This window comes from Crocosphaera sp. XPORK-15E, from assembly GCF_034931425.1.
Taxonomy (GTDB): domain Bacteria; phylum Cyanobacteriota; class Cyanobacteriia; order Cyanobacteriales; family Microcystaceae; genus UHCC-0190.
On sequence record NZ_JAYGHQ010000005.1, the window covers coordinates 36,203 to 48,760 of the forward strand.

At 40.1% G+C, this 12,558-nt stretch carries 12 protein-coding genes and 2 pseudogenes; 2 read left to right on the top strand and 12 right to left on the bottom strand.

Annotated features, from left to right (window positions below):
• Window positions 1-32: 32 nt before the first annotated feature.
• From VB691_RS05520 to VB691_RS05555, 8 genes and pseudogenes are all read right to left on the bottom strand, one after another.
• Window positions 33-875 carry a formylglycine-generating enzyme family protein gene (locus VB691_RS05520; RefSeq protein ID WP_323290472.1) on the bottom strand — a complete coding sequence of 281 codons (843 nt, stop codon included), beginning with the start codon at window positions 873-875 and terminating at the stop codon, window positions 33-35.
• Window positions 876-946: 71 nt separating this feature from the next.
• On the bottom strand, window positions 947-1,843 hold the full coding sequence (locus VB691_RS05525; protein ID WP_323290473.1) for a cytosolic protein: 897 nt from the start codon (window positions 1,841-1,843) through the stop codon (window positions 947-949).
• A gap of 147 nt (window positions 1,844-1,990) precedes the next feature.
• Window positions 1,991-3,925, bottom strand: a complete 1,935-nt coding sequence (locus VB691_RS05530; RefSeq protein WP_323290474.1) for a serine/threonine phosphatase — start codon at window positions 3,923-3,925, stop codon at window positions 1,991-1,993.
• Between the two features lie 109 nt (window positions 3,926-4,034).
• Window positions 4,035-5,447, bottom strand: coding sequence for an alanine/glycine:cation symporter family protein (locus tag VB691_RS05535; protein WP_323290475.1), 1,413 nt, complete (start codon window positions 5,445-5,447; stop codon window positions 4,035-4,037).
• Window positions 5,448-5,451: 4 nt separating this feature from the next.
• Window positions 5,452-6,072, bottom strand: coding sequence for a CPP1-like family protein (locus tag VB691_RS05540; protein ID WP_323290476.1), 621 nt, complete (start codon window positions 6,070-6,072; stop codon window positions 5,452-5,454).
• Between the two features lie 201 nt (window positions 6,073-6,273).
• Window positions 6,274-6,555, bottom strand: coding sequence for a TatA/E family twin arginine-targeting protein translocase (locus tag VB691_RS05545; RefSeq protein WP_323290477.1), 282 nt, complete (start codon window positions 6,553-6,555; stop codon window positions 6,274-6,276).
• Window positions 6,556-6,748: 193 nt separating this feature from the next.
• Complete coding sequence (gene psbH, locus VB691_RS05550; protein ID WP_323290478.1) at window positions 6,749-6,943, bottom strand: photosystem II reaction center phosphoprotein PsbH; 195 nt, start codon at window positions 6,941-6,943, stop codon at window positions 6,749-6,751.
• A gap of 134 nt (window positions 6,944-7,077) precedes the next feature.
• A pseudogene (locus VB691_RS05555) lies at window positions 7,078-7,959 on the bottom strand (RNA-guided endonuclease InsQ/TnpB family protein); the annotation flags it as partial.
• Between the two features lie 4 nt (window positions 7,960-7,963).
• Between VB691_RS05555 and VB691_RS25810 the strand changes: the two are divergent.
• Both VB691_RS25810 and psbN read left to right on the top strand, forming a co-directional pair.
• A pseudogene (locus VB691_RS25810) lies at window positions 7,964-8,053 on the top strand (transposase); the annotation flags it as partial.
• 102 nt (window positions 8,054-8,155) lie between these two features.
• Complete coding sequence (gene psbN, locus VB691_RS05565; protein ID WP_323290479.1) at window positions 8,156-8,287, top strand: photosystem II reaction center protein PsbN; 132 nt, start codon at window positions 8,156-8,158, stop codon at window positions 8,285-8,287.
• A gap of 18 nt (window positions 8,288-8,305) precedes the next feature.
• Here psbN and VB691_RS05570 read toward each other — a convergent pair whose 3' ends face one another.
• The 4 genes from VB691_RS05570 to VB691_RS05585 all read right to left on the bottom strand — a co-directional run bounded on the left by VB691_RS05570 (window position 8,306) and on the right by VB691_RS05585 (window position 12,520).
• Window positions 8,306-9,652, bottom strand: a complete 1,347-nt coding sequence (locus VB691_RS05570; protein WP_323290480.1) for an O-antigen ligase family protein — start codon at window positions 9,650-9,652, stop codon at window positions 8,306-8,308.
• Between the two features lie 127 nt (window positions 9,653-9,779).
• Window positions 9,780-10,610, bottom strand: coding sequence for a hypothetical protein (locus VB691_RS05575; RefSeq protein WP_323290481.1), 831 nt, complete (start codon window positions 10,608-10,610; stop codon window positions 9,780-9,782).
• Window positions 10,611-10,798: 188 nt separating this feature from the next.
• A complete protein-coding gene (locus VB691_RS05580; RefSeq protein WP_323290482.1) occupies window positions 10,799-11,362 on the bottom strand; it encodes a DUF2808 domain-containing protein in 564 nt (187 codons plus the stop codon).
• A gap of 219 nt (window positions 11,363-11,581) precedes the next feature.
• Complete coding sequence (locus tag VB691_RS05585; protein WP_323290666.1) at window positions 11,582-12,520, bottom strand: GDP-L-fucose synthase; 939 nt, start codon at window positions 12,518-12,520, stop codon at window positions 11,582-11,584.
• Window positions 12,521-12,558 lie beyond the last annotated feature (38 nt).

Sequence of the window (12,558 nt, forward strand, 5' to 3'; positions counted from 1 at the left end):
GGTAAAGGGCAATAGAGGAAAAGTGTAAAGGGTTAAAGAAGTCTCCCGAATACGCATACTACCCGAAAACCGTTATTGACGTTGAGGACGTCGCGGCGGTTGATGTCGCTGCAAAACGCGGAACGGCAGTAAAATGGATAGTTGAGCCAGGAACCGCCCCGCACTACACAATATTGCTCATCTGTCAATAGTTTTTTATAATTCTTTACAATATATTCGTCATTATTTGTTGTCAGACTCTGCTCATCCCACACACTGCCGTCATTCGGTGCGTCATTATAGTTATTATGCCAAGGATCTAAGCACCATTCCCGCACATTCCCGTGCATATCGTATAAACCAAAAGCATTGGGAGGAAATTGAGCTACAGGGGTTGTTTCTCCTATATATTTCCCTTTTAATTCAGAAAAATAAACCCTGAAACCATAATTAGCTAAATCTGTTGTGATGGTTTCCCCAAAGTAAAATGGCGTTGTTGTTTCCGCACGACAGGCATATTCCCATTCTGCTTCTGAGGGTAGCCTATAATCCTTTCCTGTCCACTTTGACAACCGTTTACAGAACTCCACACATTCATACCAGTTTACACGCTCTACAGGACGTTTAACGCCTTTAAATCTTGATGGCTCTGGGTTAAGATCAATATCTACTTTTAATGAAGTCTCTTGCGCGATCTCAAACCATTGTTCTTGAGTTACGGGATATTTTCCCATGCAGAAGGGTTGAACCCTCACTAAATGACTTGGACTTTCGCATTTAAAATATTCAACCTTAAATTTCTCACACAGGGCATTTATTTCACCTTCTTCTGTTCCCATATAAAACCTACCACGAGGAACTTCTACCATTTCTAGTGGTACATCTTCTGGCAACATTTCAGTGATGTATTGGACTTGCTTCTTTTCTCTCGATATAATTACTCCTTTGTTATTAACTTTGACGATTTCTATTGAATCTTTTTTTCTGAATCTACTTTCTGACTTCCAAACTGATAATCAATTGCCCTAATTAACTTATCAAACCCGTTAGGTTTACCATAGTCCAACCATTGAATATCCCGCAAATTTAACCCATACTCCGACTGTCTGAGATCTGGTATTTGGCAATCATCAAACTTCAAACGCATTTGTCGTTCCTCCTCTAATTGATAAACTTCTTGCCAAAATTGGATTTCTAAAGGTTTTGGCAAATTCATTACCCAGTCAATAAACTTGAATAACTTAATAATATCTTCTTTCTTATATCTTTGATCATACAACACCTTAATTAAAGCTATTTTCCAGCGTAATCTCTCATTTTTATCTTTTTTGGTCTTATTCGCTTTCAGATGTGCCATTACCACCACAGCGAAGGGGTTATGACTGTTTTCTAATGCCTCCCAATCTTGCCCTAAGTCTAACAGTTTCACTACAGGAAATTCAAAAGTAATTTTTGAGCCAAATAATTCATAATTAAACTCACAAGGTCGCCAATTTTTGCTTTCATCTCCTAAGATAGCTAAACTGCCTACTTTCTTATCATAGCGGTCAAAGATTCGATAATGATAGGTAAACATTCGTTTAGCAAAATCTACTTCATATTGTGACTGTATTTCGATATGAAGTAAGACCCAAACTTCTTGACCTTGTTGATATAATTTAACTAATTTATCAACATATCGTTTTCCTAATTCTGCTTCTTTAACAACTTGACGCAATTCTTGATCCAAAAATTCAAACCCTAAATTCCAATCAATTTCTGTATAAACTTGGGGGAAGAAAAAGGCAATAAATTGAGGTAAATAATCTTCTAGGATGTCTTTCCAAGGAGAATCAAATTCTGTTGTTTCTATTTGTTCGTTCATTTGATTTAGTTCAGAAAATTTTGCTATGATTTAAAAATAACAAAACCCCGATTTTAAAAGACTAAAATTAAGCATAACTTCGTTACTATTTAGTAAAAAATCTGGGTTTTAAAACTAGGTGCAGGATCTCATTATAACAAAAACAAATTACCAATTATTAAAAGTAATTTTAGGACGAACTTTGAGCCTTACTAAAACCGCCGTAATATTATCATGACCATTATAGCTATTGGTAAACTCAATTAACTTATTGAGTCCTTTTTCTAAAGATTGAGTTGAATTTAATAAAGGTAAAAGGTAGGTTTCCCAATAATCTTCTACTAAATCATTATCACATAAACCATCAGAACATAATAGAAACAAAGTATCTTCATATACTTCTAAAAATTGAATATCTGGCAGCACATAATTATTATCATGAGGCCCCAAAGCTTGGGTTAATTGATAAGCATCTGGTCGAGAATAAGCAATTTTCGGATCAATGCCATTTTGAATCGCTCGTTGTCCCACTTCATGATCAACAGTAAGTTGTTCAATTCCCCCTTTGCGACTGAGACGATAAACCCGACTATCTCCCACATGAGCAACCGCAACTTTTGTATTTTCAACTAACATTAAAACTAGGGTTGTTCCCATGCGTCCACTGCCAGAACTCGAATTATTTTGATTAACATCATAAAGTTTTTTATTAGCCAATAAAATTCCCTGTACAATTGTTTCATTATCAGGAAATTCCTCTTGCCAATGTTCTTTAAAAAAGTCTTGTAACGTTTCAACGGCCATTTTACTGGCAACTTCACCCGCCGCATGACCCCCCATTCCATCACAAACAATATATAAACCACGGCCTTTAAGAGTTGTTCCTTGATTACTTTGTTGACGATGAATATTGGTATTCATGCCAAAATAATCTTCATTATGATGTCGTTGTCGTCCCCTATCTGTGCATCCTAATTGACTAAAACTAGCCAATTCCATTGGTAAAACTGCTGTGGCCAAATCATTCCCTACATCTGTAGCGGTGGGGGTTTCTTCTAGGCTACCGCTAAGTAATTCATCGGCAAATTCTGGGGGAGTTTCTTCGGAAAATGATGACTCATTTTGGCTTGGGGAATCATTTTCAGGCATTATCTGTTGCTCACTGGCTAAATCTTGAAGTTCTAATCTTAATTCGGTTACATTTTCAATCTCTCCACTAGCTACCCCTCGAATTAAGATCGCTAATTTTGTGGCAGAAGGATAACCACCTTTTTCAAACCATTTTTGCCACAATTGTCCTAGAGCTTGCAATGATGGAGGATTTTCAGAAGCATCAGGATATAATTGTCCTAACCCAAAACTTTGATCTTCATCAATTCGCAAATTTTCTTCAATCAACAGACTTTGACAACAGTTAACAGTTGATAATCTACTCCAAAGGATGACAATTTGATTAAGCCAGTAAATAATTTGTAAGGTGAGCAGAGATTCATTGATCAGTAAGTCTGAAATGGGTTGCCAATGACGGCGATCGGGTAATAAAATTACCTCAATATCATTTTCGAGCCAACCGTCATGGACTTCAGGCAAAGTAGGCGAAAGGTCTTTGAGGGTAAAGTAAGGAAAGGCTAGAGTAGGAATTCCCATCTGTTCCCATAGGGGGGTAAAGATGAGGGTAGGATCATCAGATTTAGTGTCACTCAGAAGATCTGACGCTTGACTAAATAAGACTTGTAAAGCAGGTTTTTGTAAGGGTTGACAATCAATAACTTGAGCTTGATAAAGGGTATGGGTGGCTGTTGTGGCGATCGCCGTGAAGGGGGTTTCTCCTTCTCCATACCAAAGCTGATAACGTTGTCCAAAATCCAAATATTTGCCTGAAGGGGTAAAGGGGGTTTGTTCCCCATTGCTGGCCAAAGGTTGGGCTAAAATAGCTTGCCAAACTGTCCCAATAAAAGCCCCACATTCATTACAAGTCGCCTCATTTAAGGGAACCTTGTTGTGACAGTGGGAACAAGATTTATGAGTTAATGAGGTGCCACATTGCTGACAAACTTGATGATTATTGGGGTTTTCTGACTGACATTGGGGACAAACAAGCATGGTTGATGAAATAGGGGTTAGGTGATAGGGGTTAGGTGATAGGCAATAAAGGCACACTATATATCTTTTCTGATGCCGTTCTTAAATCCTTGAGTCAATCGAGACACAACTAAAAAATCGCTAATTTTTGCCAATAATCTCGTAATGCTTCGGCCACCTTTCCTGATAACAGCATACACCCCAAAAGATTAGGAATGGCTAGGGTTAGTAACATCATGTCACTAAAATTAACCACTGAGCCTAAATTAACCACTGAGCCGATAAATATACAAGCTAAAAATAAGATTTTAAAGACAATTGAGCTAGGTTTCCCAAACACATAAGCCCAACATTGTTCCCCATAATAACACCAGGTAATCATGGTAGAAAATCCAAATAAGCAGATAATTCCCACTAAAATGAAGGGAAACCAATCAATCACTTGAGCAAAGGCCATGGTGGCCAAGGTTGAACCACTAATATTTTCTCCCACTCTATCCCCATATATTCCCGTCGTCACAATCACTAAAGCTGTTAAATTACAAATCAGAATGGTGTCAATAAATGGCTCTAAAATCGCCACAATGCCCTCTCGGATTGGTTCTTTGGTTTTAGCGACGGCATGGGCGATCGCCGCTGAACCCAACCCGGCCCCATTAGAAAAGGCACTGCGTCGAATTCCCTGAACTAAAATCCCAATCATGCCCCCTTCTACTCCTGAAGGGAAAAAAGCTCCCTGACATATTAACCCAAAGGCGGCCGGAATTGCTGTTATATTGACCCCTAAGACCCACAAACAGGCTAAAAGGTAAATTCCTATCATCAAGGGAACCAACTTGCTTGTGACCACCCCAATGCGGCTAATTCCCCCAATAGTTACCAACCCAACCAACAGCGCAACAGTCAAACCAAAAGCCCAATCATAATCTTTCATCCCAGGCACAACCGCCGCTAAAGCAGCAAAAGATTGATTGGCCTGAAACATATTCCCTCCTCCCACTGCTGAGCCTAAACCAGCGAGACTGTAAAAAATGGCCAGGCCTTGACCAAGTTTGGCTTGTCCTAATTCTTGTAACCCTTGGGAGAGATAATACATAGGGCCGCCAATGATCGTACCATCGGGGTAAACGATGCGATATTTAACCCCTAGGGTACATTCCACAAATTTACTGGACATTCCCAAAAATCCGGCCACCGTCATCCAAAATACTGCCCCTGGGCCCCCTAATTGAATGGCAATGGCAACTCCGGCAATATTTCCCAATCCTACACTGGCCGATAGGGCTGTGGCCAAAGCCTGAAAGGAAGTCACTTCCCCCTGCCCTTCCTCTTGAGTTTGCTCGTACTTACCAAAGGCAATATCTAGGGCGTGTTTAAACCCTCGAATATTAATTAACCCCATGCGTAGGGTAAAAAAAATTCCCCCACCTAGCAACCACAGGATAATCAGGGGAAAGCCACCAATATCGAAAAAAAGCACCTGTTCGATCAGGTTAACAAGACTAGAAAACAGGCGATCAATATTATCAAGAAATTGATTCACAGGGTTAACGAAGGAAGTTACTGCTCAACCAAAAGACAAAAAATACAATAATGCCAATCAAAGATTGATGGGTTCCACCGATTAGATTAGACCCCTGTAATAATTGAGTGATTGCCAGGCCTAATCCTACTCCCAATAGTAAACCCGCCAGGGTAATTAAGAGAGCGCGACCGAATTTATTTTCTTTGCGGTTCAGAAAGTAAATATTTGTAAAGACTCCGAATGCAAGCAGTAGGGGTAACAAAGAGGCCTGATCTGAGGAAAACCCTGCTAAGAGAGCCAACACCAGAAAGATACCTGTAGGCCAAAGAAGTTCCTGAGAAGAAGGGGTATCAATAAACCTTTGTAACCAAGGAGGGGAATTATTGAGAGAAAGGGAGGGGGGACTGGGGGCAACTTCTACCTTGCGCTCTGGAAAACGAATGCGATCAGGTACTTTAATTCTACCTTCTTGGCGCATTTTGAGCCGTTCCATAATGATCGAATCATAAGCTGACTCAATACTTTCCACGGCCTTAACGTCGTCCCGATACTCTTGACTTAAACGATTTTTGGCCTCCTGGATCTCCTCAAAGGAAGCTGTCTCAGTGATGCCCAGTTTTTCGTAGGGAGTTTGCTCGCTCATCTAAAACCTCCTTCCATATTTCCCTCGTCAAATGACTGGCTAATTAATCGGTTAATGAATTTTAAGGGGATTTACCAAAATTCTCAATCCTTGGCTTATCTTTGTGCTTGAGTTCGTCAACCGAAATAGTGATTTTGACCTCGATTATAGCCTTACTCCAGTTAGTTTAGCTTGAGAACTACAAAAGATTTCAGAATGCCCTTATCCTTGTTGAGAACTGTTAATTTTTGTCTTGTCTACATTTTGAGAGGAAGCCTCGGCCCCTTTATTCTCTTCCAGTTCTGCTTTCATTGTGACAGATTCTTCCAGTTGTTGGGTTTCCCGTTTAAATTCATTCTCGAACTCTTTCGACGCATCTTGAAAGCCGCGAATAGCTTTACCGAGACTGCGACCAATTTCTGGCAGTTTTTTGGGGCCAAACACTAAGAGGGCAATCACCAAAATTAAGGCCATTTCAGGCAATCCAATGCCAAAAACATTCATAATTGCTCCTGATATCGATTAATAATCCTATTTATTGGAGTTTTGTGCCGATGAGGGCTAAAAAAACCCGGATAAACCGGGGTCAATCTAATTTTTTGTCTTTTTTAGGTAAGGTCATCAATTATCATGATCATGGTATTCCTGATACAACCAGACCATACCAAAACCTGACAACTGATGACAGACAAGGGTATTAACCACCCCAACCAACACTAAACCCATCGAGTAACAGGGAAGAGTTGTAAATTTGCAGAATGATTAACAGAAAGACCAAAAATAATCCCATGAAAACTGCCATCAGAGGAGTGGTTCCCCATCCAGGGACGACCTTTCCGTACTCAGAGTTCAGAGGTCTGAGTAAATCTCCTAACCCAGTGCGTTGTGCCATAAGTTTGTAATTGTTTTCTCTAAATTAGATGCTTTGACAGCAATATTATCACAAAATACGGGAGCGCGAAAACTCCTATGGAGATAATAACCATCTCTTGACATCCTCCGCGCCGTAAACGGACGTGGATTCCCTTAAAACAAGCTTAATTGCTTATATGTAAGGGCGGTTGACGCTTCACAGGATACTGCTACTATAGAAGTAGTCTTCTGCCTTCCTCCACGTCCGTTTAACGTCTCAGAATGCCCTTCCGCGACGGCTTTTAAAATATTCTTCGATGCGTTTATATCTCTGTCGTGGATAGTATTACAAAAAAGGCAAGTCCATTCCCTAACAGAAAGTTCTTTTTTGCCTCCTTTCTCTCCACAGCAGGAGCATTTTTGGCTAGTCGGTTCCCATCTATCAATTACTCGCAAATCTCTACCATAAATTTCAGCTTTAGCTTCTAGCATAGTACGAAAACTACGCCACCCTAAATCAGAAATTGCGCGAGACAATTTACGGTTTCTAGATAATCCACTAACGTTTAAATCTTCCAAAGCAATGAGTTGGTTTTCCTTAATTACTTTAGTTGATAATTTATGAAGAAAATCAGTTCTAGTGTCTTTAATTTTGGCGTATAATTTAGCTACCTTTTTCCTGACAACTTCGCACCGTTTACTCCCTTTCTGTTTTCTAGAAAAGTTTCTCTGAAGCTTTCTTAATCGCTTCAACTTCTTTTTTAAAGGTTTCGGGGCTTTAACTTTTTCGCCATTATCAAAAGTAGCAAAATCGATAATTCCTAAATCAATCCCACAGTTTTTATCAGTTTTAGGTAATTGTTGAGGGTTAATTTCAACAACAAAACTCATAAAATATCTATCAGCACTATCTTTAATAATAGTAATTGAAGATGGTTCCGATGGTAAAGGACGACTCCACTTAATCTTAATTTTGCCAATCTTAGCCAACGAAATAGTATGTTGATTGACTTTAAAGCCACCAATTCTAAATCTAGCTGATTGACTCGACTTACGTCATTTATGGAGTCCATCTTATTTTGCTAGTTCTGTTGGGGGCGCACCTATCGAAGTTCTTAAACAGTATATTAATCGACACAGTGCGCCGTAAACGGCGGGGAGCCTGCACCCCTACTTTTTTGGTCAGGGATATGTTATAACCAAAGTTACATAAAATGCCGATCGCTTATCGGTATCATATTCAAAAAATACTATGGAACCTGCAACTGTTTTAAGCATTGCTATTGGCTCAATTCTCCTTTTAATCACGGGTTTCGCTGTTTATACGGCTTTTGGCCCTCCTTCTGCTCAATTGAGTGATCCCTTTGAAGATCACGAAGATTAAGGGAGTGTGATCGTATCATTAGACTTTTGGGCGTTGGGTTGTACTTTTGATTAACCCATTGCCTTTTATCAGTCCTGCGATCGCCGCTAATAAAATCCATCCAGGAAGATTTACCCTGACATCAAAAATACTGACATCAAAACAATTAAAAATAATACACAAACTAAAACCAACAACATAGGTAAATAGTAGTAAATATTGTCGCTCTTTTCGTTGATATAATCTAAATTCTTCCTGTTTTTTGGCCAATTTTTGCTCTTCAGACCAGCCTCTTAATAATTGCACTGCCTGAAACAAAATGCTTCCCACAATCCCACTTAATAATAACGTACCTGGAATCCCAATTTCAGCTAATAACATCAAGAATAAATTATGAGGGTGTCCCATCCAAACATTCATTTCTGTTTGGTAAACAGGGGTAAAATTTCGCAGTCCCCACCCCAACCAAGGTCTTTGTAACATCATCTCCCAAGCTACACCCCATTGGGTAGTGCGTAGGGCCGTTACATAGCGATCGCTGTATAAATCATCGGTCAGTCTAGCCCAAAAATAAGAGGGGACAAGATGACGCATCATCTCCTGACCAAAGGGGCCCCAAGCAGCCCAAAAAACGGCTAAAATTGCGATTATTACCCCACTAATGACCCAATACCAACGTAAGTACACAGCAAAGGCCATTAACCCCAATAAGGCCAGTCCCCAAGCACTGCGAGAATTGGTTAAAATCAATCCCATACTATTACTTAAAATAGCAATAATTATAATTCCTAATTGCCAGTTAAGTTGGGGATTTTTTTGTTGTTGCCAACGGCGATAAGTATCAATTCCTAAACCAATAGATAAGGTAAAAGTAATTAACAAATAAAAAGCCAAGGTATTCGCATACATTAATAAGGAAGACATCCGCCCATCAGGGTTGCCATAGGCAATTAATTTAATTCCCATTACTCTTAAAAATAGGGGGCTTTCCCATCCAGCAATTAATTGCATTAACCCTAAAAAACACAGAGGAATAGAGGTTAAAACTAACCACCAAGCAAGTTGATATAAGCGAGAAACCTTATAAAAAAAAACGGGAAAAGCGGCTAAGAGTAAAAAACAGGGCAAAAAATTGCCTAATCCCTCTAAACTAAAAATAGGTTTAAAGGCAAAGATTGAGGTTAAAATTAACCAAAGACTTAATAACCCTAAAGTCCAATTGAGACGATGGGCGACAATTTGATGATATTGTTGTTTCCATAACCCAAACAGGGCAAAAACTAAAGCAGTCGCCCCGAAATCAGCAGAAAAGGGTAAAAGAAATACCCCGAACTTCAGACAAATTCCGGGCCATCGAGAATTATTGATTTTTAATTTAGATTTCATTTGTTTTCCCACACCTCCCACTCTTTATCGCTTCGCTCGAAGTCAGAAATAGGAAGTCAGAAGTCAGAAGTTTTTCAAGAATAATTTTACAATTTGACTTAATATTTATTACTTCTGACTTCATGAATTAAGCAGGTTCCCAACATTCCGTACGAGTTAAACGAATTTGGGCTAAAGCAAAAATAACGGGAATAATACGGCCATAATTCGTGGCGATCGCCCGCCAACCCAAATCCGCTAAAAACCAACCCCATAGTACCGGCCCCACAAAGGCAAATACGCTTCTCACAGCACCATAACGGGCTGCTGTCATCGCCATTCCCCGTCTTGCGCTATTTACCGCCACCTGGTTGGCCAGAGCCGTTCCTCCCTTAATTAAAGCTTGCTGAGCCACTTGATAGCGAGCAACATGGAGCGCAAACTGTTGGGCAATTTGTTTGAGTAACCAGGGTTTAACCACGGAACTTACTGCTAAGGCACTGCTACCCTTAAGTAGAAGATTGACGGGGTTATGTTGTAATTGAACAGGTAAAGCATCACGGAGATGGGACTGAGCTAGAGATTGCTGAATTTGTCCCATCAGACTGGTTTGTTCAGCTTCGGGCAGATTTTTCCAAGCTTTGCCCACTAAATTCAGAAAAATGTCAGCCTCAATATCCGTGGTAGACATTCGGTTAGAATAGGGAATTTTTAGATAATGACAAACACGGATCAGGGTTTGACGATAGCTAAACCCTTGAGTCTTTCTCTGTAAAACCGTTAAACCATCGGCGGCCAAATAACGAAATCGTTGTTCTATGGCATCTAACCAAGTTTCCCAGTCTTGACTTTGTATGTCTATGGGATCTGGGGTTTGTAAATAATCAAGGGGATTAAATTTACGAGAAAACAGAATTTGTGTTAAATTTCGTAATTCATCTTCCGTAGCGAGTTCTAGTGCTGATCGCAGTTCGTCCAACGTCCTGCCCTCCACCAAGGGTATTTTGGGTTAAATGTCTCAACTATTTTAATACTAGCGTTGAGTTATGTCTTTCTTTCACAGAATAGGACTTACGCAACGCCGACCTGATTTATGCTCTTTGTCGGGGCAATTTATGAATTACCCCTACAGGTAGGGTCTGTGGTAAGTCCTGAGATAAATACACACTAATTTGTGATCGAAAAGGATAAAATCCAGGTGCCGATGTAGATTCTTAAGGGAATTTGGCCTGAAGTCAAAACATCACAGATGAAATAATATGTTCCCGAACTAGGATTTTTGACGTTGGAAAAGACGATTTCCGCTTTTTTTCCGGGTTCAATCGGTTCTTTTAGGTCAATTTCTATGACCCGACTTTCTTTATCCCAATAGACATTTCGAATCTCAACGGATTCTTTATCGACACGAACATCTACAGAGTCAGTATCAAGTTTACCGTCAAATTCGGGGTTTTTGAGGTAGGAAATATAGAACTTACTCACTCCTTGTGTTAGCTTCTTGGAGGGAACTCGAAGTTTCATCCGCTCCCCGTAGAAATCTGGCCGTCCATTAAAGTCTAATTTGTAGTCCAGGATGTCGTTACGGTTTTCAACTCCGCTAAAAATGGTTAATCCAGGATTACTCTGGGCCCAGGATAGGGTTTGTACTCCTGTTAATAAACACCCCGACAAGGCTAAGGTTGCCATTAAACGTTTCGATAGGACTGTTACTAAAGATTTATGGTTATTCATCAGAAAAGTTGTGTCTCAATGTGGTAGTCTCTACTTGCGTTGCCCAAATTGGTCTAAGCAAGCCCCGTCCCTTTTAGGGCGGGGTTAGTGACGTTGGTCTTAGAAGCAGATTTTGTCAATATGGAGTGATGAATTTTCAATGTCCACTCTCGCTGGTCAGTATAACAAAAGAAAGGCTAGGACGGTTAGCCATGACTGACCAGATTTTGAATTGTCAGATTAGTCAGCATTTGCTCGATACCAATCAATGGTATGTTTTAAACCCTGTCTAAAGTCCATTTCGGCCACAAATCCAAAGGCTTCTTTGGCCCGTTGGGTATCTAAACAACGGCGGGGTTGTCCATTTGGTTGATCGGTTTCCCAAACAATTTCCCCTTGAAATTCCATTAATTCACAAATTAACTCAACGAGATCAAGAATGGAAATTTCGTAATTTGTTCCCAAATTAACAGGCTCAGGATCATTATAAAATTGAGTCGCCATGACAATGCCACGGGCCGCATCTGTTGAATACAAAAACTCCCTGGTTGGGGAACCATCACCCCAGACAAACAGCTTTTTCTCTCCCTTTTGTTGTGCTTCATAAACTTTACGAATTAAAGCAGGAATTACATGGGAACTATTAGGATTAAAATTATCTTCTGGCCCGTATAAATTCACCGGAAGCAGATAAACGCCATTAAATCCATACTGTTGACGATAGGATTCTAACTGTACCAATAAAGCTTTTTTGGCAATGCCATAGGGCGCATTAGTTTCTTCAGGATACCCAGACCAAAGGTCATCTTCTTTGAAGGGAACAGGGGTAAACTTAGGATAAGCACAAATAGTTCCCACACAAACAAACTTTTCAATGCCCACTTCATAAGCGGCGTGGATCAGTTGCGCCCCCATCATTAAATTATCGTAGAATAACTCCGCAGGTTTTTCTCGATTTAACCCAATTCCCCCCACATGGGCCGCCAGATGAATCACAATATCTTGTTGATCGACGGCCCGTTGACAATGCTCCAGTTGTCGCAGATCACAATCACGGGAACGAGGAATAGCAATTTTTTCTGGTTTTGCGCCCGCCTGTATGAGTTGCTCGACCACTTGCTTACCCAGAAAGCCGGCCCCTCCTGTGACGACAATTCGTTTATCACTCAAATCTAACATTGTTGTTACTCCCTGATCCCTTAGTCCAGTCAACAATT

Coding starts and splice junctions, on each gene's coding strand:
- VB691_RS05520 (WP_323290472.1), bottom strand. CDS start 875: ATGTTGCCAGAAGATGTACCACTAGAAATGGTAGAAGTTCCTCGTGGT.
- VB691_RS05525 (WP_323290473.1), bottom strand. CDS start 1,843: ATGAACGAACAAATAGAAACAACAGAATTTGATTCTCCTTGGAAAGAC.
- VB691_RS05530 (WP_323290474.1), bottom strand. CDS start 3,925: ATGCTTGTTTGTCCCCAATGTCAGTCAGAAAACCCCAATAATCATCAA.
- VB691_RS05540 (WP_323290476.1), bottom strand. CDS start 6,072: ATGAGCGAGCAAACTCCCTACGAAAAACTGGGCATCACTGAGACAGCT.
- VB691_RS05545 (WP_323290477.1), bottom strand. CDS start 6,555: ATGAATGTTTTTGGCATTGGATTGCCTGAAATGGCCTTAATTTTGGTG.
- psbH (WP_323290478.1), bottom strand. CDS start 6,943: ATGGCACAACGCACTGGGTTAGGAGATTTACTCAGACCTCTGAACTCT.
- psbN (WP_323290479.1), top strand. CDS start 8,156: ATGGAACCTGCAACTGTTTTAAGCATTGCTATTGGCTCAATTCTCCTT.
- VB691_RS05570 (WP_323290480.1), bottom strand. CDS start 9,652: ATGAAATCTAAATTAAAAATCAATAATTCTCGATGGCCCGGAATTTGT.
- VB691_RS05580 (WP_323290482.1), bottom strand. CDS start 11,362: ATGAATAACCATAAATCTTTAGTAACAGTCCTATCGAAACGTTTAATG.
- VB691_RS05585 (WP_323290666.1), bottom strand. CDS start 12,520: ATGTTAGATTTGAGTGATAAACGAATTGTCGTCACAGGAGGGGCCGGC.